At 72.1% G+C, this 23,082-nt stretch carries 12 protein-coding genes; 3 read left to right on the forward strand and 9 right to left on the reverse strand.

Going from position 1 to position 23,082, the window contains the following annotated elements; all coding sequences use genetic code 11:
- The first annotated feature begins 167 nt into the window (after positions 1–167).
- Complete coding sequence (locus tag I596_RS13195) at positions 168–2,201, forward strand: winged helix-turn-helix domain-containing protein (protein WP_067648787.1); 2,034 nt, start codon at positions 168–170, stop codon at positions 2,199–2,201.
- A 108-nt stretch (positions 2,202–2,309) separates the two neighbouring features.
- Here the strand turns inward: I596_RS13195 and I596_RS13200 are convergent, their stop codons facing one another.
- The 5 genes from I596_RS13200 to I596_RS13220 all read right to left on the reverse strand — a co-directional run bounded on the left by I596_RS13200 (position 2,310) and on the right by I596_RS13220 (position 8,629).
- Complete coding sequence (locus I596_RS13200) at positions 2,310–3,647, reverse strand: amidohydrolase family protein (protein ID WP_067648791.1); 1,338 nt, start codon at positions 3,645–3,647, stop codon at positions 2,310–2,312.
- Positions 3,648–3,668: 21 nt separating this feature from the next.
- A complete protein-coding gene (locus I596_RS13205; RefSeq protein WP_067648794.1) occupies positions 3,669–4,967 on the reverse strand; it encodes an alpha/beta hydrolase family protein in 1,299 nt (432 codons plus the stop codon).
- A gap of 77 nt (positions 4,968–5,044) precedes the next feature.
- The gene (locus tag I596_RS13210; RefSeq protein WP_083965567.1) at positions 5,045–6,853 is read right to left on the reverse strand and encodes a serine hydrolase domain-containing protein; all 1,809 of its coding nucleotides are present in this window, start codon (positions 6,851–6,853) and stop codon (positions 5,045–5,047) included.
- 52 nt (positions 6,854–6,905) lie between these two features.
- Positions 6,906–7,589: an ankyrin repeat domain-containing protein gene (locus I596_RS13215; protein ID WP_067648799.1), complete on the reverse strand. Its 684-nt coding sequence runs from the start codon at positions 7,587–7,589 to the stop codon at positions 6,906–6,908.
- A gap of 155 nt (positions 7,590–7,744) precedes the next feature.
- The gene (locus I596_RS13220; protein ID WP_067648802.1) at positions 7,745–8,629 is read right to left on the reverse strand and encodes a helix-turn-helix domain-containing protein; all 885 of its coding nucleotides are present in this window, start codon (positions 8,627–8,629) and stop codon (positions 7,745–7,747) included.
- 505 nt (positions 8,630–9,134) lie between these two features.
- On the opposite strand from I596_RS13220, the gene I596_RS13225 reads away from it, so the two are divergent.
- Complete coding sequence (locus I596_RS13225) at positions 9,135–10,436, forward strand: M20/M25/M40 family metallo-hydrolase (RefSeq protein ID WP_190278909.1); 1,302 nt, start codon at positions 9,135–9,137, stop codon at positions 10,434–10,436.
- A 480-nt stretch (positions 10,437–10,916) separates the two neighbouring features.
- Here I596_RS13225 and I596_RS13230 read toward each other — a convergent pair whose 3' ends face one another.
- The 4 genes from I596_RS13230 to I596_RS13245 form a co-directional block, all read right to left on the reverse strand.
- Complete coding sequence (locus tag I596_RS13230; RefSeq protein WP_067648808.1) at positions 10,917–12,002, reverse strand: hypothetical protein; 1,086 nt, start codon at positions 12,000–12,002, stop codon at positions 10,917–10,919.
- Positions 12,003–12,079: 77 nt separating this feature from the next.
- Entirely contained in the window at positions 12,080–14,653 is a 2,574-nt protein-coding gene (locus I596_RS13235) for a delta-60 repeat domain-containing protein (RefSeq protein WP_067648811.1), read from the reverse strand.
- Positions 14,654–14,734: 81 nt separating this feature from the next.
- Entirely contained in the window at positions 14,735–17,812 is a 3,078-nt protein-coding gene (locus I596_RS13240; RefSeq protein WP_067648814.1) for a choice-of-anchor J domain-containing protein, read from the reverse strand.
- A gap of 261 nt (positions 17,813–18,073) precedes the next feature.
- Positions 18,074–20,458, reverse strand: a complete 2,385-nt coding sequence (locus I596_RS13245; RefSeq protein ID WP_067648817.1) for a winged helix-turn-helix domain-containing protein — start codon at positions 20,456–20,458, stop codon at positions 18,074–18,076.
- A gap of 362 nt (positions 20,459–20,820) precedes the next feature.
- On the opposite strand from I596_RS13245, the gene I596_RS13250 reads away from it, so the two are divergent.
- Positions 20,821–22,890, forward strand: coding sequence for a TonB-dependent copper receptor (locus I596_RS13250; protein WP_067648820.1), 2,070 nt, complete (start codon positions 20,821–20,823; stop codon positions 22,888–22,890).
- Positions 22,891–23,082 lie beyond the last annotated feature (192 nt).

The following is a 23,082-nucleotide window of genomic DNA, read 5'->3' on the forward strand; positions in this document are numbered from 1 at the left end:
GGATCGCTTCCGGCGCGGCCAGCTTCCCGCGGCGGCGCGGGCACGTCTTGAGGAACGCCGCAGGCCTTGCGCAGGGTGGTGAGGAAAAGCTCAGAAGGGGTTTAGGCCGGCCCGGACGGCCGCGCATCTATACTGATCGGACGGGGGCTTTCCCGTCGGGAGACCGCATGTCGCAACCCGTTCCGCGCAGCCTCGCCTTCGACGACGTGGTCATCGACTTCGCCGGCCGGCGACTGTCGCGCGCGGGGGCCGAGCAGGCGCTGGAACCCAAGGCCTTCGCCGTGCTCGCGCTGCTGGCCGGTTCGCCGGGCCAGGTGTTCACCCGGGACGAGATCCTGGACGCGGTCTGGAGTCACCGGCACGTCACCCCGAGCGTGCTGAACCGGATCATGAGCCTGCTGCGCCAGGCGCTGGGCGAAGACGCGCAGCACCCGCGCCTGCTGCATACCGTGCACGGGATCGGCTACCGCTTCGACCTGCCGGTACCGGCACCGGTGCCGGAAGCAACGCCGGCGGCCGAGTTCCCCGCTGCAACGAACGCACTGCCGCCGACGCCGCCTCCGGCCGGCGCGGCACCGGGAGCGGCCCGGACGCGCCGCTCCTGGCTCACCGCCGCTGCCGTTGCCGCGGCGCTGGCACTCGCGGCGGCGGCATGGCTGCTGCGCGAGGACGAACCCACCGCGACGCCCACCGCCCAGGACGATCCGCCCGCGGCGCCGGTGCGGCCTTCGCTGGCGGTACTGCCGTTCGCCGATCTTTCCCGGGCACGCGACCAGGAGTACCTGGCCGACGGCCTGGCCGAGGAAATCCTCAACCAGCTGGCGCAAGCGCAGGCGCTGCGGGTGGCCGGACGCACGTCGAGCTTCTCGTTCAAGGGCAAGAACGAGGACCTGCGCGCCATCGGCCGCAAGCTCGACGTCGCCTACCTGCTGGAAGGCAGCGTGCGCAAGGAGGGCGAGCACCTGCGCGTCACCGCGCAACTGGTCCGCGCCGACGACGGCACCCACCTGTGGTCCAAGACCTACGCGCGCGAGCTGCGCGACGTCTTCGCGGTGCAGGAGGAAATCTCGCGCGACGTGGCGCTGGCCCTGAGCGTGAAGCTGGACGTGGCCAGGTTCAACCGCGAGCAGGGCGGCACCACCCAGGTGGAGGCCTACGAGCGCTTCCTGCGCTGGCGCAGCATCGTGATGCGGGAACAGTTCGATTTCGCTCACGACCGCGAACGCCTGCAGCTGGCGCGCGAAATGGTGACCTTCGATCCGCAGTGCGCCTTGTGCTGGGACGCGCTGGCCGGCTCGCTGACTGCCGTGGCGCAGGAAATCGGCGGCACGCAGGCCGAGCGGCTGCGGGCCGAGGCGCTGCAGGTGCGTGAGCGCATCGCGCGGATCGCGCCGGACAGCTGGGTGGCCAAGCGCGACCGGTCCAATGCGCTGTGGCGCCAGGGCCGGCGCGCCGAGGCCATCGCCCTGGCGAAGGAGATCGTGGATTCCGGCCCGCCGAGCAAGGAGCGCGTCTGGGACTACAGCTACATGATCTACGCCATGGGCCACCTGGACGAGGCCGTGGCGCTGGTCGAACAGGTGCGCGCGATCGAGCCGATGGCGCTGTTCCTTTCCCGCGACCTGCAGTTCGACTACACCGCCGCGCGCCGCTATCAGGATGCCGAGGCGGAGTACCAGCGCGGCCGGAAGCTGGAAGGCAACCAGCTGGAGCCGGACTATGTCGCCTTCTTCCGCCAATTGGCGGGCAAGCGGCCCGGCGGACTCGAGGACCTGCGCGAACTGCACCGCCGCCTGGTGCGGCAGAGTTTCGATACGCCGTTCTTCCACGACCTGGGCAAGGTGCTGGACGACCGCGAGGCGATGCTGGCCCTGGTGCGCAAAGCGCTCGCCGACGACGCCTACGACGGCGGCATCGACGTCGCGCACGCGTGGATCAACGTGGCCGATGCCCTGGGCGACGCCGACCTGGCCGTGGCCGCGCTGCGCAAGAACCTGCAAACCCAGGCGGGATTCAAGGAAGGCAGCATGGCGCAGTTCCCCTATGTCGCATTCTGGAATGCGCCCTACTCCGACCTGCGTGCGCACCCGGATTTCAAGACGCTGCTGACCGAGGCCGGCGTGGTCGCCTACTGGCGCCAGACCGGACACTGGGGCGACGGTTGCGAGCCGGTGGGCACGGACGACTTCCAGTGCCGGTGACATGATCTGGGCCGGTGCTCACTGCCCTCCAAATCATCATGCTGCACGGTACGCAGATCGATCTTGCCGCTGCGCCGCACGCGGGGCATCACCATCGACCGTTCCACCTCAACGCAGGTAGGGCAGGACGTGCCCGGCGATCGTCTCGAACTCCGCATCGGTCAGCGGCAGCAGCATGCGGAACGCCGCCCAGGCCTGTCGCGGCGGCGGATTGCCGTCCTCGCCGACCGCGAGATCCGCCCCGAACACGATGCGCTCGATCCCGACCTGCCGGATGCGCCGCGCGATCCGTTCGGCCGTTTCCGGCGACGTGTCCATCGTCACCACGGTAGCCGCGTCGAAGACCAGGTTCCGGGTGCGCGGGTCGCCGCGCGCGATCGCATCGGCGAACACCTCGAATGCCTCGTCCGCGAATGCCGGATAGCCCGGCCCCGATCCTGCCATGTGCGCGACCTGGACCGTGACGTCCGGCGCCTTCGGCAGAATGTCGTCCAGGAACGCGCGCGCATCCTGGCGACCGTAATCCGTCGCCCGCGTCTTGGCATGGACGATGATCGGCAGCCGATGTGCGTTCGCGGCGGCGAACACACGGGCGAGGCGCGCGACGTGCTCGGGGTTGCGCAGATCGACGCCCGAATTGCCGAGATGCAGCTTGATTCCTTTCGTGTGCGGCAGCCGCGCGCAGCGCTTCAGTTCCCGCAGTGCGTAGGGGCGCAGCGGACTGAATCCGCAGAAGGCCACCAGCCGGTCCGGATGACGCGCGACCTGCGCTTCGGTCCAGTCGTTCTCGGCACGCACGCGCGCGTACTCGTCCTCGACCTGCCGGCGCGGGTCGCCGTAGAGGTAGGCGACGGACAGCACGGCGGCGCGCTCGATGTGGGCGGCGTCCATGTCGGCGATCAGGCGATCGGCATCCATCGGCGCGGTCGTTCGCGGCGGTGCGAACAGGATCGTCTCCGTCGCGATCGACCAGCTCTCATCGTCGCCCTTGCGCAGGACCAGGAGGACATGGGCGAAATGGCGTGCGGCGTCGCCGTCCCCGCGCGTGAGATAGCCGGCGATGCGGCCGGCGGTGCCATCCCGTTCATAACCGACGGCGGTGAAGCGGTAGGCCCGGCCGAACGTCCCGGCGAGCCGGCGACCGATCTCGACGCGACCGCGCACCCAGCCCGGCTGGTCGGAGGCGAGGAAGAGCGCGTCTTCGTCATAGAGCCGTGCCAGCGCGGCCGGATCGCCGAACGCCGCGGTCCGCGCCGCCAGCAGGCGGGTGAACGGCTGCGGCAGGGCGACCTCGGCCAGCGGATCGCTCGACCACAGGGCGGCGGTGGCCGGGCTGATCAGGTGCTGGTGGTGGGACGCCCGCGGAAAGCGCCCGTCCGCAGCCGCTGTCGCCGTCGCGAACACCAGCGCCAGCAGCGCCAGGGAACTCCGGAGAACACGCTTCATGGATCGCTCTCTCCTGAATCGTCAGCCGCCAGCGGCGTTCGTCACGTCCCGCACCCAGCGGACGATGACGTCCGGATAGCCCGGCGCGGATGTCGGCCACTCGAACGGTCCGGTGTCGCGGGCGCGCAGACGGAACGTGTGATCGGCGGCGGGAAAGAAGATCGTATCCAGGCGCGTCCCTCGAGCGCCCAGATACGCCTCGGCGATGCGCGCCGCGCTCGCTCTGGGTGGAACGCGTTCGTCGGCTTCGCCGTAGACGAGCAGGACGGGCACGGCGACCCGCCGCCAATGCACCAAGGGGTCGAACGAGGCGATGCGCCGGGAGAAACGCCAGTAGAAGTCCGATTCCGGCGGGGGAGCGAACGCCCAACGCCGTCCGCTCGCCGCCTGCCACGCCAGGTCCAGCGCCTCGCGCGAGGCGCCCCGGTAGGCGGTCGCGACCAGGGCGCTCACGAAGCGCTCGGCCAGCATCCGTTCCTCGGCCGGGAGATCGTCCACGCCGATGGAGTTCCGCAGACTGAAGGTCTCCGCGTCCGCCATCGACACGCCGACGGCCGCCGAGCCGATCACGAAAGCGACGGGCGCGCCCTCGCCCGCCACCCAGGGCGCGAGGGTTCCTCCCTGGCTGTGCCCGTGGATGCCGATACGCGCCGGGTCGATTCCGGTCCGGCCGCGCAGCATCTCGACGGCGGCCCGGGCATCGCCGGCCAGCTCCGCAAACCCGGCTTCGCGCCAGTCTCCGGAGGACGCGCCGACGCCCCGCTTGTCGTAGATCAGCCCTGCGATGCCGTGGCGGGCAAAGGCATCGGCCAGGAACCGCGATGCCCAACGCCCTTCGGGCCCCGACCCGTGCAGGAAGACGACCGCCGGATGCGGCCCCGGACCGGCAGGTCTAACGAGCGTGCCGGCCAGCTTCACGGCACCGTTGCTGAAGCTGACAGCTTCCTCCGCGGGTCCGGCATCGCCCGCGGTCGAACGCTTCAATCGAAACGTGCCTGCGGCCTCGCCCTCGCGGAACCGTCCTTCCAGCACGTCGCCGGCCAAGACGCCCTGAAAGATCGACGTCGTCGCATCGCCGGCCAGGGTCCACGCGACGCGTCCCTGCTCGACGCTGACGCGCTGGAACGGAACATCCACGACACGAAGCTGCTCGGCGGAAAACCGTCCGGCGTACCCGTTCGCCGCGTGGGTGAAGACGACCTCGACCTCGAGTCTCGCCTGGTCCCGCTGCCAGTAGCCCTTCCACAGCCCGGCGAGATTCTCCTGGGCACGTGCCGGACCGGCGAACGACACGCCGAGGACGGCCATGAACGACAGCATGCGCACCCACAGGTTGCGAGACCCTCGGGCAGGCTGTGCGGCCCGGGGATGCATGCGGCGCGGCGCGTCGAGGGGCTTCACCGGGTCCGCCGCAAGACGATGTCCGTTCCCGCGATCGCGACCGTGCCTCCCTCCCGGCCGGCGTCCAGGCACAGCTTCGCCGATGTCGCGGCGGCCGGGTCGAAAGCCACCAGGCACGTCGCCGACACCGGAAAGAAGCGGCCCGCCGGCGGTTTCTCGATCGGCCCCACGTCGCCGACGAGCCCGTCCTTCGTCCAGAAATACTCACGCCACGTGCTGCCGCGGCTGAAGTCGACCGCCACGATGGTCCTTCCCACGTAGCGCCGGCCGGTGGGCTTGGACGTGCCCAGGACGCGCGTGCGGCGGTAGTCGCCCAGGCGGTCGTGCCGCTTGGTCCAGAAGGCCGCCTCGGACGCGGCCAGTTCGTCCTTGGCGATCCACGGCCCGAAGTGCTTCGCAACGGCGTCGACCTGTCCCAGCCGGCTGGCTTCGATCGCCTGGGCCGCCGCCGCATTGAGTGCGCCGAGCTCCGCCGACGATGTCCATTGCCCATCGGCCACGAACGCGAACGCCTCCTGCCCCTCCCCGGAAGCCAGGAGAAAGCCGCGGTGGACGGCCAATGTCAGCAGGGCGCCGCCGGGTGCGCGATAGGTTCCTGCGAAGCGCGCGAGCGGGCGCGGCGCGAGTGGACGTACCTTCGGTGGAGCCTCGACGCTCTCGCCGGCGATGATGCGCTCGACCGCCGGTACCGGATACTGCGGGTCGTTGAATTCCGAGACGTTGGTGCCGTAGACGATCCACCGCTGCTCGTCCAGGTGGAACCGGAGTCCCGCATTGGTGACCCGGTTCCCGCCCAGGTGCCAGATCAGTGTCTTGCCGGCCGGGGACTTCGAGACGTACCACCCATAGCCGTAGAACAGCTGCGTCCCCGACCCGAGGTAGTTCGCATTGACCAGGACGTGCGGCTGGAAGAACTTCTGCCGGCTCGCTGCGGGCAGCACGGCATCGCCTCTCAGCGCGAACGCCCACTGCTGCAGGTCCTCGAGCGTCGTGTAGATCCCGCCGTTGCCGAGAAGATTCCACATCTGTCCGCGCGTGGCCTGTGCCCGCTCCAACAGCCGGGCGTCTTCGCCGTCCTCGTAGCCGCGAGCGACGCGGCGCGCCTCGGCGTCGGACAGCTGGTAGCCGCTGGACGTCATCCCGGACGGTCCGAACAGCCGTTCACGGAGGAACCGGTCCAGGCTCGTGCCGGAAACGATCTCGACGATCGCCGCCAGCAGGCTGTAGCCGGCGTTGGAGTAGGCGTGCTTCTCCCCGGGCTTGCGAAGCAGGGGCGCCGCCAGCACGCCGGCCACGTACGGGTCGCGCGCGATCACGTCGTAGTCGTCGCCGAAATCCAGCCGCAGCCCGGCCGTATGCGTCAGCAGATGATGGATCGTCATCGCGCTCTTGTCCGCCGGAACGCCGACCAGATGCTTGGAGACCGGATCGGACGTCCGCAACTTTCCGTCGGCTTCGAGGGCGAGAATCGCGGCCGCGGTGAACTGCTTGGCGCAGGAGCCGATGTCGAGGATCGTATCGGACCGCCATCGGCGGCCTGTTTCCTGATCGGCCAGGCCGTGAAGACTCCGCAGCAGGACGGTGTCGCCCCCGGTGACCAGCAGCGCACCCGAGAACCCGAAACCTTCCAGGCGCGACAGGTAGGTACTCACATCGCGCAGGGCACGCGAAGGTGGCGGCGACGGCACGGTCCCGAGCAGGAGCTCGGCCAGCGGGCTGGCTCGAAGCGCGGAGGCGCAGCCGAGGCCTGCGCCCCATATCAGCACGTCCCGACGACTGATCGCGCGACTACCGTTGCCTTTCATCCCGGCCCCCGGCGTAGGGCGCCATCGTATACGGCACCGTCGCGGCCCACCACTAGCCGGCCGGCGCCGACACCGCAACCGGCGGCCGCGCCGCGTCGATCCGTCGGGCCCAGGCGGCGTGCCCTTCCGAGCGTGCCAGATCGGCCGGGCGCTGCCCGTCCTCGGAAGTGAGCGCCGGATCGGCGCCGAACAGCAACAGCAGCGCAGCGGCGGTGAAGCTGCCCTGCCGGGCCGCTTCGTGGAGCGGACGGATGCCCTGCTCCTGCGGCAGGTTCGGATCGGCCCCGTGCACCAGCAGGCGTTCCAGGGTCGCCAGGTCCTCCCGGGCCAGCGCGGCGTGGATCGGCCCCACGTGCTGGCGGTTCGTCGCACGCGCATTGACGTCGGCACCGGCATCGATGAGGCGGGCGGCCAACGCGGGGTGGCCGAAGAACACGGCGAGCCCCAGCGCCGTGAACCCGTCCGGCGCCGGCACGTTGATCGACGCCGGATCGCGCGCGATCTCGGCGGCCACGGCGGCCTCGTCGCCGACGATGCAGGCTTCGTACAGATCCGGCGTGCCACGCCGTGCCCGCAAGGCCTCGATGATCGCCGGGTCTTTCATGTAGGCAGCCCAGCTCAATGCCGAGATCCCCTGCGCGTTGCGCTTGGCCAGGAGCGAGGGGTCCGCATCGACCAGATGGACGACGGCGTCGATGTCCTTCGAACGAATCGCGGTGAACAGGTTCTCGATCATGGGCGTATCCCCGTGTTCTGGCGCTGCCGCGCGTGTAGCGGGGCCAGCAATGGCGGCTGTCAGCAGGATGGTCGCGGGAAACAGCATGAGCAGGTGCATGACGGGACCCTTGCGGCCTTGACCGTTGCAGCCTACCGAAGCGGGGCGCGCCGCTCTTATCGCGCCTTGCGAAGTTTGCGCCGGTAGGCAGCCGGAGGCATGCCGACGCGGCGGCGGAACATCGTCGTGAAGGAAGGCGCGCTTTCGTAGCCGACGGCGCCGCAGATCTCCGTGATCGGCGCATCGGTTTCCTCCAGCAGCCGGCGCGCGCGCGCCAGCCGGCGGCGCTCGACGTAGGCATGGGGCGCTTCGCCGAACGCAGCGGAGAACGTGCGGTGGAAATGGTGCGGGGACAGGAACGCCGCCGCGGCCGCCTGCTCCAGATCGAACGGGCAGGCGATCATTTCGTCGATGGCGGCCCGTCCACGCAGCACGCGCCGATGAAGCTCGGCACGCGTGGCCGGCTTGGCCGCCGCGATGCGGTCGCGCTCGGACCGGACCCGGACCAGGAGATCGGCGCAGTGATCGACCATGCCCCGCAACTGGACGTCGAGCACGATGAGATCGTCGGCGGCGGTGCGCCGCAGGCGGTTCACCACCGCCAGCAGGGGCGTGTCCTCGGTCCATAGACGGCGCGCGATGGAAAGCACGGCGCGCGCACGCGGTGCCGGATCGTCGAGCAGGCTCTCGATCGGTCTCAGTCGGGCATTCGCGACGTCCCTGGCCAGGTCGTCCGCGAAGAAGATGACGAAGGTCTCGACCGGCTCGCTGGCGTCGATGACCAGGTCGTAGGGCTCATGGTGGTCCACGACGAGGCAGGCCGTGCGATCGACCCGATACGGCACACCGGCTACGCGCCAGACGGCCTCTCCACGGACCACGGCCTTGATCGACAGGGGGCCCGGGAAACCCGTGACGGTGTAGCGCCGCGCGCGGGCCGACAGGACGATGTTCGCCTGGAAGAGCTGGTCGAAGCGGGGGCCATGCAGGATCGGAACCATCGCGTCAGGCCCCGGCCGGAACCGAGACCGGCCCTCCCGCTGCGGGCCGGGCGAATGCCGCCGATCGCCGGTGTGTTCTCACGAGACGGACTCCAGCGCTGCCAGATTCCAGGGTGTCGACCCGAGAGGCTCCTAGCGTATCGCTTCTGCGGCACGAAGAAGAGGAAGGCCTGCCTTGCGGCGCGGCGCGGAACAAGCACCCGGGCCACCGCGCGAAACCCGGCCTGCCGGGCGGGGGCGAATGGCACCATCGCCGGAGTGGCACGGCAGCGACGGCGCCGTCCGATGGACGCCGGTCCGCGGCGGCCGGGCCTGGACGGAGCGCCGGCCGCGTGCAGCGTGCTGGACACGGTGCCGCATCCGCACGCGCCGCCGCGGCGATCGTGCGACGAAGGCACTGCACGGTGCCGTCCGATTGGCGATACTGGCCCCCCGCCCGGTCCGGGCGGTCGCGCGGTGGCGCGCGGCCCGGACCAGCGCCCTCCTCTTCACGGTGCCAACCTTCATGATCCGGCCTGTCCTGCCAACCCTGTTCCTGACCGCCTGGGCGGCGATCGCATCGGCCACGCCGGCACCGGACGCCGCTGCGGCCGGGCCGCAGTACATCGTGACCTCGATGCAGACCTACCAGGGCATCCATGCGATCGCGCCGATCGCGCAGCCGCGGCGCGACAGCCTCGGCACGCCGCTGATGCTGGTGCAGGCCGATGCACGCCAACAAGCGCGGATCACCCACTACGTGCACGAGTACGAACACCGTTGCGGCGGCTACTTCGCCTTCGATTCGCTCGCGGATGCCGAGGCCTTCCTGGCCGGCGAGAAGACCGCCGAGGCGATCGCGGCACCGGCGCGCGGCGCCTACACGATCGACAACCAGGCCACCGTCGACGCCTGGCTGCCGCAGGTCGGCGACCTGGCCATCTACGAGACGATCAGCCACCTGTCCAGCTACCGCAACCGCTACTACGCCAGCCCCTACGGCCGCGAGGCGGCGGAGTGGATCCGCGACACCTGGCTGGCGCTGGCGGGCGGCCGGGCGGACGTCACGGCCGAGCTGTTCACCGCCTGCACCAACTGCAGCACGCAGCCTTCGGTGATCCTGACCATCCGCGGCGCCGAGCTGCCGGACGAGGTGGTCGTCGTCGGCGCCCACCTGGACTCCATCAACGGCCAGTCCACCAATCCCGAACAGATCGCACCGGGTGCCGACGACGACGCCTCCGGCATCGCGACCATCACCGAGATCATCCGCGTCGCGATGGCCGGCGACTGGCGTCCGCGCCGCACCGTGAAGTTCATGGGCTACGCGGCCGAGGAGGTCGGCCTGCGCGGTTCCACCGCGATCGCGCGCCAGTTCGCCAGCACCGGCGTGGACGTGGTCGGCGTACTGCAGCTGGACATGACCAACTACAAGGCCGGTCCGGTCGCCGACATGAAGATCATCAGCGACTACTCCAATGCCGCGCTGAAGACCTTCCTCGCCGAGCTGTTCGACACCTATCTCGCACCGCTGGGCCTGACCCGCGGCAGCTACGCCTGCAACTACGGCTGCTCGGACCATGCCTCGTGGACCAGTGCCGGCTTCCCGGCCGTCATGATGGCCGAGCCGGGCGACACGCAGGCGCCGTTCTTCCCGCGCCTGCACACCACCGGCGACACGCTGGCGAACATGGGCGATTCGGCGGTGAACAGCGCGAAGTTCGCGCGCCTGGGCCTGGCCTTCGTCGGCGAGCTGGCCAAGACGGCAGCGCCGGAGAACGACACGATCTTCGGCGACGATTTCGATACCGCGCCCACCGGCCGCTGACTGCGCGGCCCGATCCGCTGCGGGGCGCGACGCCCCGCGCGTCACGCCAGCGCACGCGGGCATCAGCAGTCAGCACCGAGGGCGCCCGCGCCGCGGTCTTGCACGGCCCGATCCATCCGCCGGGAGCCGATGCGGTACGCGACGCGCCTTGTCGCTGGTCCGCCGGATCGATGCGAGGCGGGAAGCCCGGCCTCCGCCCGCCGGCCATGAGTGCTAGGGCGTGTCATCAATCCCTCGGTAGGCCGCGCCGTTCTTGCGTGCGTCCGGGACAAGGAAGAGGGAGGAAGTGGACGTCGGTCCACGCCCGAGCGATGACGCAGTCCCGGGCGCACGCAAGAACGGCCCTACGGGTTGGCCCTGGAAAGCCGCCAGCGTGCGTTGCGCGGCTTGACCTGACGGCCAGTCAGGCGCGGCGCCACACAACACCCCCTGACAACTTTCCAGGGCCAACGCGACCTGCCGGGGGATTGATGACGCGCCCTAGGGCGCCTGCACCGTCCGCGCGACCGCCGGCAGCGTGCACGCACCGGCCGGTCCGCCGGCGGTGAGGTCCACCACGAACGAATCGAGCTGGCCGTCGCGCTTGCCCCAGCCGGCCAGGCGCTCGCCGTTGCCGCTGACGGCCGTCAGCGCCAGGAGCTGCCAGCCGGGCGGCACGGCCACACGGTACCGCGCCAGCAGGTCCGGCAGGGCCACAAAACCCTCGCCGGCAATCCACACCCACGGCGCGCGCCGGCCGCCGCGGTCGCTGCCGCCGGCCAGCACGCGGCCGTCGTCGCTGCCGGCATGGAAGCGCGCCGCCGCCGCCGGCTCCGGTGTCGTCGCCAGCAGCTCCAGGGTCGCCGCGTCGCGCCAGCGGTAGGCCGCGGCGGCAGCCGCGCCATCGATCGGCCGCAGGCCGAACAGGAGCGCGGCATCGCGGCTGGCGCCTGACAGCTCGGCCGGCGCGCCGCTGGCGATCGGCAGCGGCAGCGCCTGCCCGTTCCGCCAGACGATGCCCGTCGTCTGGCCGGCGCGCTGCTCCCAGCCCACGATACGGTTGCCATCGCGGCTGACACCGACCGCCCGGCCCGAGGCGCCGGCCGCCAGGCCCGGCAGCGAACGCATGCCGTGCCGCGGCGTCCACTCGAAGGCGATGCTACCGCCGCCGGGACGGCGGGCGTTGCCGACGATGCGCGGCTCGTCGTTGATCGCCTGGGCCTGGCTGACCACGCCGAGCGACTCGATGCCGGGCATCGAGTCGAGCGGGTGCGCCATGCCGGCGGCGTCCCAGTAGCTGGCGAACTGCCGCTGCAGGCCGTCGAGCACGGCGCCGGCGACATAGGCGCCGCTGGCCGACAGGCCCTGCACCGAGACCGCGCCGGCGAGCCGCTCGGCACCACCGGCCGCGGACCAGCGGAAGCCGCCACCGGCATCGCCGAGCAGGTTGCCGGCGACGATGCAGCCATCGGCCGAGATCGCCACCGCCTGGCTGCCCGGAAGATCGAGCGAGACGAAACCGGCGGCCGCGGCCGGCAAGGGGCCCGCCAGGAGGGCAAGGACGAGCAAGCGGCGTGCGGACGGCATGGGCAGGGAGCGATCGTTGGAAGGAGAACGGTCCGGCCGGTCGCCCTGTCGGCACCGGCCGGCCACCGTCGGCGCGCTCAGCGCGCGCCGTCCCCGAAGCCGTCGGCGAAGATGCGGTCGGCGGCATCCGCGGACGGTGTCCGGACACGCGCCACCGTCTCGAACAGCGAGCCCGGCGAGCGGCGCGTGGAAGACACCGCACCTTGCGCCCGGATCCACAGGTCGGTCTCGGGCGGCAGCGCCGTGCCGGCCAGCGTCCAGCCGTCGGCGACAGGCGCACCCGCACCGAGCGGCAACCAGGCGGCGCCGTCCAGCGAATAGGCGAACTGCACCGCCCGCAGGTCCGGCGCGGCGCCGCCGCGCGTCCAGCGCAGACGGCCGTCGGCATCCAGCCGCAGCGCCTGCACGGCCGCCTGTCCGGTCGCGATGCGCGCCAGCCCGCTGCGTGCCGCACCGTCCACGGCCTGGAACCCGCCGGCGACCAGCAGCTTGCCGTCGGCCTGCTGGGCGAGGCCGACCAGCGGCCCGTCGGTCGTCACGCGGAAGTCCGGATCGATCGCGCCGTCGGCGCCGAGCTTGAGCACATGGCCGAAATAGGTATCGGCGAAGCCGCCGATCAGCAGCGTGCCGTCGGCCTGCAGGACGATGCCCTGCACGTTGAGCAGCACGTCGTCGGGCACGGCCGGCGCAAAGCCGGCATCGAGCACGCCGGCCGCGCTCAGCCGCGCGACGTGCGACCGGGCGGCGCCCTGGACCGTGGTGAACCAGCCGCCGATCACGATGCGGCCATCCGGCAGCACCTGGATCGCCATGACGTCGGCGTCGACGGCGACGTCGAAACCAGCATCGTGCGTGCCGTCGGCGTGCAGGCGCGCCAGGCCCGAACGCGGCGCGCCGGACACGGACGTGAAGCGGCCGCCGATCAGCAGGCTGCCGTCGGACTCGAGCGCCAGCGCGGAAATGCTGCCGTAGGTCGAATCGATCGCCGGGCGGCTGAAGCCCGGATCGATCGCACCGTCCGCCTGGAAGCGCACCACTTCGATCGTCGAGACGCCGTTCCCGTCGCGCCAGTAGCCGGCGATCACGACGCGACCGTCCGGCTGCAGCAGCAGCGCCGTCACCGTCGGCGACTGCCCGCCCTGGCTCCAGTCCGGCGCGGCGAAGCTCGCGTCCAGCGTGCCGTCGGCGTGCAGGCGCGCGATGCCGGGGCGCGGCTGGCCGCCGATGCTCGCGAACTCGCCGGCGACCAGGATGCGGCCGTCCGGTTGCAAGGCGAGCAGGTTCACACGCGCATCCGGCGCCTGGAACGTGGCGTCCACGGAGCCATCGGGACGGATCCGCGCGGCGCCGTTGTAAGGATCGACGCCGATGAAGCCGAAGGTGCCCACCACCAGCAGTTGGCCGTCGGGCTGCAAGGCCATGCCGTCGACGCCGCCGAGGAAGCCGCCGCCGCCGATGCCCGGATAGAGCGGGTCGTTGCCGGCGATGAAGTCGGTCTCCAGCGTGCCGTCCGGTTCCAGCCGGCCCAGCCGCTGGCGGGCGACGCCGGCCAATGCGCTGAAGTCGCCGCCGAGGACGATCTTGCCGTCGGCCTGGATCGCCACCGCGCGGACGCTGCCGGTAGCCGGAACCGCGGCCGTGTCCGCGCTGCCGTCGCTGCGCAGCCGCGCCACGCCGGCACGCGCCGCGCCACCGATCGTCGTGAACTCGCCGACCACCACGATGGCGCCGTCCGGTTGCAGCGCGAAACCCTGCACGGCACCGTCCGGGCCGGGCCGGAAACTCTCGTCGAGGCTGCCGTCCGGCCGGATCCGCAGCAGGCCCGTCCAGGTCTGCCCGCCGCGCGTCAGCGTGAAGGAGCCGGCGGCCAGGATGCTGCCATCCGGCTGCACGGCCAGTTGCGTCACGCTCTCGAACAGGGCCCACATCAGGTCTTCTTCTAGCGTGAACGCCGTATCGAGGGCGCCGTCGGCCCGGAGGCGAACGAAACCGTACATCGGTGCCTGGAAGATCGCGCCCGCCGCATAGGTCCGGCCCTGCCGGTCGGTCGCCAGGGCCGCGACGTCGAGCAGCGGCGCGGCGAAACCGGTGTCCAGGCCGCCGTCGGCGAGAAGGCGGGCGACGCCGCCCTTGATGGCATGGCCGCCTAGGCGGTCGAAGTTGCCGCCCAGCACGATCTTGCCGTCGTCCTGGCGCACCAGGGTCGAGACGGTATTGGCGCCGCCCGGCGGCTGCAGCGTGAAGCCGGTGTCGAGCGAGCCGTCCGCCCGCAGCAGCGCCAGCGAAGGCTGCGCAGTGCCGTTCACCTGCGTGAACTCGCCGGTGATGAGGATGCGGCCGTCGGCCAGCGCGGCCGCGGCGTTCACCACGCCGTCGATCGTGACCGAGAAATCCGCGTCGAGCGATCCGTCCGTGCGCAGCCGCGCCAGGCGGCTGCGCGCGCCACCGCCGATCGACGTGAAGTCGCCGGCGACCAGCAGCGTGCCATCGGCCTGCACGAAGAGCCGGCGGACGCTGCCGTCGGCGCCCGGATCGAAGCCATCGCTCGGACGCTGCGCCAGGACGGCCAGCGGCAGCCAGGTCAACAGCAGCAGTGCCAGTACCGGCAGGCACCGCCGCAGCGGCCGGAGTGGAACAGCACGGGTCTTCATGTCGGAGATTCCCCAGTAGCGGAGCGGAAGGACGCGCGACCCGCGGGTCGCGCCGGGAAGAAACAGGAATGCGGCAGGGGGCTAGTGCAGCGGCGTCTCGAAACCATCCGCGAACAGGCCGTCGCCACCCACGGTGAACGTGACCGGCACGGCAGCACGCCGCCGGTTGAGGTCGTTGCTGTGCAGGCACAGGTTGGCGTGGTGCACGCCGGCTGCCAGCCCGCTGGCGTCCAGGCGCAGCTCCAGCTCGACCGCGCCGGTGCCCGGTTCGATCGTGCCGCCCGGCTGGCTCAGCGTCAGCCACGGCACCTCGGACAGCTCGACGCAGCGGTTGCCGGGCCGCGCGATCGCCATCGCACCGAACTGCGCCAGGCCGCCGTCAGGGCCGGAGATCTGCCCGACCGGCTGTGCCTGGCCGGTCGCCTTGTCGACGGTCCAGAACCAGCCCCGGTTCTTCGCCACCGTGGCGAGATGGAAGCGGTCGTCGTGCGCCGGGTCGAACGCCAGCGCCGAGATGCTGCCGCCGGTCGGGGCACCGAGCGACCCGACGATGCGTCCGGCGCCGGTGGTCTTGTCGATCGCGACCAGCGCGTCGAGCACGACGTCCAGTCCGTACAGGTTGCCGTCGTTGTCGAAGTCCATGCTGATGATGCCGGGCGCGTCGGTGATCGGGCCGACCAGCCACGTCGCCGCGGTCAGCGGATCGACCCGCCACAGCGTGCTGGCTGCACCATCGGCGGTGGCCATGTAGACCGCGCCGGTGGTCGGGTCCTGCTTGAGGCCGCTCGGCGTCGTGCCGGCGGGGACCGCCACCGTGCCCAGCACCTCGTCCTGCGTCAGGCTGCCGCCGACGGTCGTCGGCGTGAAGCGCCGCAGCGTGTGGGTATCGGCATCCAGCGCGTAGAGCGTCGTGAAGTCGTCGTCGAGGAAATCCGTGCCGGTGAACGTGGCCACGCCCGGATAGCCCTCGACCACGGCCGTCTCGGCGTAGCCCGGAGCGGCCGGATCGGCGCTCACCAGCATCGCGTTCCAGACGTCGAAGGCCCACAGCGTGTGGTCGCCCTGGCCGGCCGGCGTGGTGGCCGGCAGCGCCGGGGCCGGCCCGAACCCGTGCTGCCAGGCTGCCTGCACCGGCCGCTGCAGCGGCGCGAACGCCGCGGCGGCGCCGGCGGCACGCAGCGGCAGTGCCAGGCGCGGCGTCACCGGCAGGTGGCTGTTGGCCGCCGTGACGCCGGCCTGCCAATCCAGGCGGCCGTCGCCGGCGTTGGCGACGCCGATGCGTGCCGTCGCCTGGCCGCCGACCTCCGCCTGCGCATCGATCCGCTCGGCATCCAGGGCCAGCACGGCGCCATGCGCGGTGATCTGCACCTGGCGCGTGCGGGTGTGCACCACGGGAGCCGTCGGCCGCCAGGCGATGCGGCTGACGTTGCGCAGGCTCGGCGTACCGAACGAGTACTGCCAGCCGCGGTTCTTGTTCTGCAGGCCGATGCCGGCGCAGCCGCCGTAGGCGCAGCTCGGCTCGCCGCCGAACAGCACGTTGGCGTACTGGAACTCGACGAGGTGGCTGCCTTCGTTGAGGATCACCTGCGCTTTCAGGCCGCGCTCGGGCTGCGGCAGGCCGAACGCGATCGGCCACTGGTGGTACTCGATCACGTAGCGGCGGTTGGGCGCCGTGCCGACGATCGTGTGGAAGGTGTCGCCGGCGGCCTGGAACCGCGTCTCGAACAGCGCCAGCGCGGTGCCGTAGATCGTCAGTTCCGAATCCGGCAGCGGCCGGATGCCCCAGTACAACCCGTTGTACGAGCAGCCGCCGTAGCTGCGCTTGCTGGCGATTACGCCGAATCCGGTCACGCACAGCTCGTCGACGCGCTCGCCGAACAGGCGGAAGTCAAAGTCGGCCGGGAACGGCAGCGCCGCGCCGCTGAACAGCTCGTTCGGCTCGATCGGCGTGCCGCCGGTGGCGTCGACGTAGGCCGCGGGCGCGTTGTCCTCGACCGCGTAGCCGTCGGGCAGCGCCTGCGCCATCCAGGTGCTCGACGGCGACATCGACCGGCTGACCGTCACGATGCGGTTGTGCTGCAGGGTCGCGCCGGGTGCCAGCGCCTCCTCGCGCGCGTCGAAGATCGGCCCGACCTGGTCGTCGCGCAGCGCGTGATAGCGCAACGCCTCGCCGCTGTGATTCGTGACGCGATAGCACAGGTTGACCTGGTCGCCGGCGGCGACGTCGATCGCGGTCGCGCTGCCGCAGGCGGCCGGCGCCGCCGGATCGGCATGGCTGACGGTGACCTCCAGCCCGAGCGGGCTGGTCTCGCCGCTGCCCTGCTCCACCACCACCCGGTCCAGGCCCAGCCAGCCGCCGCGCAGCAGGCCGTCGTCCTGGTGGACATGGTGACGGAACGCGATGCGGCCGCTGCCCGAGGTCGGCAGGCCCTCGGCCGCGGTCAGCGTGTAGCGCGTCCACTGCGCCGGATAGCCGGCCTGCACCTCGGTCGGGTTGATGTCGAGCACCAGGGTCGCGAACTGGCCCACGTCGCCGGGCTCGGTACCGACGTCGGTACACGTGCCGACATTGCAGGCGCGGACCTGGAGGCGCGTCGGCAGCGTGCTGCCGCCGACCTCGCGCGTGTAGAACGACAGCCGCGTGGTCGGCGTGAAGTTGATCGGCGGCGTCAGCAGCCAGGAACTGATCGTGCCCTGGTCGGACAGGGTCGCGAACGGGTGCGAGCCGATGTAGGCGTCGATCGGCCCGTCCTGCGCCAGGAACATCGACGGCAGGCCCTGCTGCCAGGTGTTGGCCGGACGGTCGCTGTTGTTCTGGCGGATCCAGCCCTGGGTGAACAGGCCGCCCGGCGCCATGTGGCGGCCGTCGCGGCTGAGCAGGTCGGCCTGGTTGAAACCTTCGTCGATCACGCGCAACGGCGCGTCGGCACCCGCCGGGACCGCCGGATCGGCCTGCGGCGCGGTCGCGTCGGGCCGCCGGCCCGGAGCGAAATCGTCCTCGGCGATCGGCCGTTCCGGATGGCGGGCCGCATCGGCCAGGAAGGCGGCACGGCTGCCGGCCGGGGCGGCCGGGACGCCGTCGCCGCGGACCGGGACCGCCAGGCTGCCGACGGTGCCGGCGAGCGCTGCCGCGAGGAGGGTTCTGCGAACTGCCTGCATGGAATGGGTTCCCCGTTGAAGGATGAGGCCGGGAACGGACGCGGCGCCGGACGCCGGACCTGTTCCCCCTCGATCGAGTTTCTTTCAGCGCGTCGAGCGCGCCCGCACGCCGGCCGCATCGGCATCGCACAGGATCCGCACAGGCGCTCAACACCCCATGCGGATCAATGGCTTGGTGGCAGGATCGCCCGCCCCCGGCAGGCCGGCCGGTGGCGCCGGACGCACGCTGGCACCGCCCGGCAAGCGGCGGCCGGCGGGGGCTCAGAACCGGTCGGTCAGGTCACGCTCGCCGGCCAGCGCGGCGGCCTTGCCGGCCGCCGCCTGCGCCAGCGACGGCCGCCCCAGGGCGCGGTACAGCGCTTCGGTGGCGCGCGCGGCCCGGTAGTCGCGATCGGCATAGGCCGCCAGCCGGCCGCCGACCGCGGCGGCGCGTTCCAGGTCGCCGTCGGCGAGCAGGGGACGCAGCCAGGCCACCGCCACCACGATGATGCTCTCCGGCGCACCACGGGCTTCGGCCTTGGCCAGGGCTTCGGCGTAAAGCGCGCTGCCGTCGCCCTCGCCGCGCAGGCGGGTTCGCTCGGCCCGGATCAGGTCGAGGATGATCGCCCGGTCGATGTCCTGCGGCGCCGACGATGCCGATTCGAGCTGGTGCAGCATGCGCTCGACCGGCGCGATGCGCCCCTGCGCCGCGGCCGCCTGCACCACCAGCCAGCACACCTCGCCCATCGACGTCTGGCCGGACAGGTCGGCCGAACGCGAGATCCGCGCCACGATCGCATCGGCGCGCTCGACCAGGCGGTCGCCGTGGCCCTGCTCGGTCAGCAGCACCGCGCGCAGGGCCGCGAACTCGGTGTCGCTGGCGGCCGGATCGTCGGGCCTGTCGTCGAAGCGCTCGATGACCTCGCCCGCCTCGCGCAACAGGCCGGCCGCCAGCAGGCTGCGCGTGAACGCCGCCGCCACGCGCCGGTTGATCGCCGGGTTGGCCAGGTGTTCGATCTGCTCCATCGCCTGCCGGCCGGTGGCGACCGCGCCGGCCACGTCCAGCAGCGCCAGTTGCGTGTAGATCTTGTTGTGCAGGCTGATGACCAGCTGGTCGCGGATGCCGAAGCCGGCCAGGATCGCGATCGCGCGGTCCTGCGCGGCCAGCGCCTCGGTGTAGCGGCCGCGGTAGGCGTCGGCCATGCCGACGTTGATGTCGAGGTTGGCCTGGCCGATGCGGTCGCCGGCACGATCGAGCTCGACGCGCGCGCGGCTGAAATCGGCGGTCGCCTCGTCGTAGTGTTCGAGCGCGACCTGGCTCGCCCCGCGCCCCATGTACGAGCGGCCGAGCCAGCCGCCCTCGCGGCCGTCGCCGAGCAGCGTGATCGCCTGCGTGTAGGACTGCACCGCCGCGGCGTTGTCCGCTTGCAGCAGCTGCACCGCGCCCAGACCCATCCAGGCCCGCGCGCGCAGCGTGGCATCCGGCTGCGCGAGATCCTCCGCCAGCGGCCGGTACAACCGCTCGGCATCGGCCAGCCGGCCCTGGCGCACCGCCACGTTGCCGGCGCGCACGCTGAAGCGCGGATCGGTCCCGGCCGCCGCGCCACCGCGCTCGATCAGGCGCTTGGCCTCCTCCAGGTCGCCCATCAGCAATGCCGCGTCGATCCGTGTCAGCCGCTCGTCGTCGGGCAGCGGCGCCACACGCACCGTCGCATGCAGGCGCAGGTGCGCCATCAGCTGCGCGATGGCCTGCGCCGCCGCCTCCAGCGGCGCGGCGGCGCTGCTGGCGTAGGTATCGAGCGTGCCGTCGTGGAACACGTCCAGGCTGAGGTGCCAGCGCCCGTCGGACTGCTCGGCCCGCGGCAGGACGATGTGCGTAGCGCCGGTCGCCGCGCGCAGCCGGCCCAGGTTCTCGCCCTCGCGCCCCTGTATCGGCTCGTCGCCGACCAGGCTCACCACCTGGTCGCTCGGCAGGACCGGCTGCCCGCCGTCCTGGCGCAGCAGCGTCGCGATGTAGTCCATGACGCCCAGCCGCACCCAGGTCGTGGCGGCCTGGCTGCCGTCCAGCTGCACCGGCAGCACCATGAACAATGCACCGCTCGCCGGCGGCGCGGTCGCCGGATTCCGGGGGGCTGGCGGCCGGGCCAGCCACAGGCCCAAGCCGACGCCGGCCAGCACCACGACCAGCCCCAGCGCGATCCGCGTCCACGGCCAGCGCCGCACCGGCCGGGCACCGTCCGCCGCCGCCGGAGGCAGCGGCTCGACCGGCTCGACAGGCTCGACCGGCGGGGCCGTCGCGACCGGCCGCTCGGCAGCCGGCGGTGCGGCCGGTGCGGCCGCTTCGTACTCGATCACCTCCACCACGGCGATCCAGCGATAGCCGAACCGCGGCACCGTGCGGATCATGCTGCGCTCGGCTTCGACGTCGCCCAGCGCCTGGCGCGCACGCAGCAGGGTCTGGCCGAGCGTATGGTCGTTGACGTCGGCCACGCCCCACACCGCCGAGATCAGCTCGTCCCGGCCCACCGCCCGGTCGCGGTGCTCGACCAGGTAGGCCACGCAATCGAACGACTTGGGCGGGATCGCCAGAAGCACGCCGTCCTCGCGCAGCTCGCGGCCCTTCGCATCCAGCGCGAAGCGACCAAACCGGTAGACGGATGTTTGCATCGGGAACGTGGCGGGGCGGCGGCGCGCTGTCGTGACGGGCGAGTGAGAAGTGGCCAGCCCGACCGCGGGCGGCGCGCGACAGCGGACAACCAGGAGGCCAGGAACGCAGCAACGATACCAGCATCGTACGCCCGAGGCGTCGTCCCTGCGCTGGCGGCGTTCGCCCGGCGGCGCGGGTGCCCGTGGCCTCCCAGGCGCGGATGCGGACCTGCGGCAATGTGTCACCCACCGGCCGGCCCGCCACGCCGGCCGCTGCCGCGCCGCCCTGCGACCGCCGGTCACATCCCGGTCGCGGCAGCGGGTGCTGCAATGGTCCGTCCCGTCGGCGCGCACGCCGACGCTGCCGGACTGCCAGCCACGTCATGCCACCGAACGCATCGCCCGCCGTGCTCGCCGCGGCCCTGCTCGCCTGTGCCGTGCCGGCGCAGGCGACCGACCCGAGCGTCACCGATCCCGCGCCGGAGACGGCGCGTCTCCAGCCGGTCGTCGTTACCGCCGTCGCGCCGCAGTCCCCGCTGCTGTTCACGACCGATCCCAAGCTGCCGCGCCAGCCGGTACCGGCCAGCGACGGCGCCGACTACCTCCGGACCATCGCCGGCTTCGGCGCCGTGCGCAACGGCGGCACCAACGGCGACCCGGTGCTGCGCGGGATGTTCGGCTCGCGGCTGAACCTCCTGACCGGCGACGGCGCCATGGCCGGAGCCTGCCCGGCGCGCATGGACAATCCGCTCTCCTACGTGGCGCCGGAGACCTACGACGTGCTCGCCGTGATCAAGGGCCCGCAGACCGTGCTGTGGGGGCCGGGTGCCTCGGCCGGCACGGTGCGCTTCGAGCGCCGCACCGCGCCGTTCGAGACCGCCGGTGCGCGCCTGTACGGCAGTGCGCTCGGCGGCAGCTGGGGCCGCAACGACCAGGTGGCCGACATCGCGCTCGGCGCGCCCGCCGGCCATCTGCGCCTGGTCGCCAACCGCTCCGAGCAGGACGACTACGACGACGGTGACGGCCGCACCGTTCCCTCGCGCTGGAAGAAGTGGAACGCCGACGTCGAGGCCGGCTGGACGCCCGGCGCCGACACGCGCGTGATCGCCACGTTCGGTACCGGCGATGGCGAGGCGCGCTATGCCGGCCGCGGCATGGACGGCACCCGGTTCAAGCGCGAAAGCGCCGGCCTGCGCGTGGAGAAGACCGGCTTCGGCGGCGCGCTCGCGCGCATCGACGCCAGCGTCTTCCACAACGACGCCGACCATGTGATGGACAACTTCCGCCTGCGCGAACCCGATCCGCTGGGGCCGATGCCGATGCCGATGGAAGCACGCCTGGATCGCCGCACCACCGGTGGGCGTGCCGCCGCCACCTGGCAGCTCGGCGCCTGGGACCTGGTCACCGGCCTGGACCAGCAGGCCAGCCGTCACCGCAACCACGAGGCCGCCCACGCGATGGACATGCACGCTGGCACCGCCTGGGTGCCCGACGCGCGCTTCACCACCACCGGCGCCTTTGCCGAGGCCACGTGGAAGGCCCGCCCGCGCGACCGCCTGGTCGCCGGCGCCCGTGCCGATCGCGCGCGGGTCGAGGACCGGCGCGCGACCACGGACGGCATGATGCCGATGCCCAATCCCACGGCCGGTGCCACGCGCCGCGAGACGCTCGGTGCCGGCTTCGTGCGCTACGAGCACGACCTCGCGGCCACGCCCGCCACCGTCTATGCCGGCCTCGGCCGTACCGAGCGCCTGCCGGACTACTGGGAGCTGTTCTCGCCCGACCACGGGCCGATGGGCGCCGCCAATGCCTTCGCCGCGATCCGCCCGGAGATCACCACCCAGCTCGACGTCGGCGCCCAGTACCAGGGAGCGGTGTTGCGCGCCTGGGCCTCGCTGTACGCCGCACGCATCGACGACTACATCCTGTTCCGCTACGGCAGCGGCGGCATGATGGGCCCGTCCTCGCAGGCGCTGAACGTCGATGCGCGCACGCGCGGCGGCGAGCTCGGCCTGCAGTGGCGTTTCGCCCCGCGCTGGACCACCGAGGCCACCGTCGCCTACGCCTGGGGCGAGAACCGCAGCGACGACCGCGCGCTGCCGCAGATGCCACCGCTGGAGGCACGCATGAACCTGACCTATGCGCGCGCCGACTGGTCGCTCGGCGCGCTGTGGCGGCTGGTCGCGCGGCAGGGCCGCATCGCCGTGGACGAGGGCAACGTCGTCGGCCGCGACCTCGGCCCCAGTGCCGGCTTCGGCACGTTCTCGCTCAACGCCGGCTATCGCTTCGGCAAGACACTGCAGCTCACCGCCGGCATCGACAACCTGTTCGACCGCACCTACGCCGAGCACCTGAACCTCGCCGGCAACGCGGCCTTCGGCTATCCGGCCGATCCGGTGCGCATCCACGAGCCGGGACGGCTGGTGTGGATGAAGCTGGCGCTGGACTATTAGCCTGATGGTCGGGATAGGGTGTCCTGCCCTTTCCCGGCTCGGCCTGTCCAGCGCAGGTCCGGACAGGCCTCCGACGCAGCGGCAGTGAAACCGCCGCCGCGCGCGCGATCCCTCCGTGGATCGCATCGCTCCGTGCGGTGAAACAGGGCCGGCCCTTTCCCGACTCGGCCTGTCCAGCGCAGGTCCGGACAG

Source organism: Dokdonella koreensis DS-123 (assembly GCF_001632775.1).
Taxonomy (GTDB): domain Bacteria; phylum Pseudomonadota; class Gammaproteobacteria; order Xanthomonadales; family Rhodanobacteraceae; genus Dokdonella; species Dokdonella koreensis.

What these genes read in the sequence shown, in the direction of transcription:
- I596_RS13195 (WP_067648787.1), top strand. Translation starts at nt 168, where the DNA reads ATGTCGCAACCCGTTCCGCGCAGCCTCGCCTTCGACGACGTGGTCATC.
- I596_RS13200 (WP_067648791.1), bottom strand. Translation starts at nt 3,647, where the DNA reads ATGAAGCGTGTTCTCCGGAGTTCCCTGGCGCTGCTGGCGCTGGTGTTC.
- I596_RS13205 (WP_067648794.1), bottom strand. Translation starts at nt 4,967, where the DNA reads ATGCTGTCGTTCATGGCCGTCCTCGGCGTGTCGTTCGCCGGTCCGGCA.
- I596_RS13210 (WP_083965567.1), bottom strand. Translation starts at nt 6,853, where the DNA reads ATGAAAGGCAACGGTAGTCGCGCGATCAGTCGTCGGGACGTGCTGATA.
- I596_RS13215 (WP_067648799.1), bottom strand. Translation starts at nt 7,589, where the DNA reads ATGATCGAGAACCTGTTCACCGCGATTCGTTCGAAGGACATCGACGCC.
- I596_RS13220 (WP_067648802.1), bottom strand. Translation starts at nt 8,629, where the DNA reads ATGGTTCCGATCCTGCATGGCCCCCGCTTCGACCAGCTCTTCCAGGCG.
- I596_RS13225 (WP_190278909.1), top strand. Translation starts at nt 9,135, where the DNA reads ATGATCCGGCCTGTCCTGCCAACCCTGTTCCTGACCGCCTGGGCGGCG.
- I596_RS13230 (WP_067648808.1), bottom strand. Translation starts at nt 12,002, where the DNA reads ATGCCGTCCGCACGCCGCTTGCTCGTCCTTGCCCTCCTGGCGGGCCCC.
- I596_RS13235 (WP_067648811.1), bottom strand. Translation starts at nt 14,653, where the DNA reads ATGAAGACCCGTGCTGTTCCACTCCGGCCGCTGCGGCGGTGCCTGCCG.
- I596_RS13240 (WP_067648814.1), bottom strand. Translation starts at nt 17,812, where the DNA reads ATGCAGGCAGTTCGCAGAACCCTCCTCGCGGCAGCGCTCGCCGGCACC.
- I596_RS13245 (WP_067648817.1), bottom strand. Translation starts at nt 20,458, where the DNA reads ATGCAAACATCCGTCTACCGGTTTGGTCGCTTCGCGCTGGATGCGAAG.
- I596_RS13250 (WP_067648820.1), top strand. Translation starts at nt 20,821, where the DNA reads ATGCCACCGAACGCATCGCCCGCCGTGCTCGCCGCGGCCCTGCTCGCC.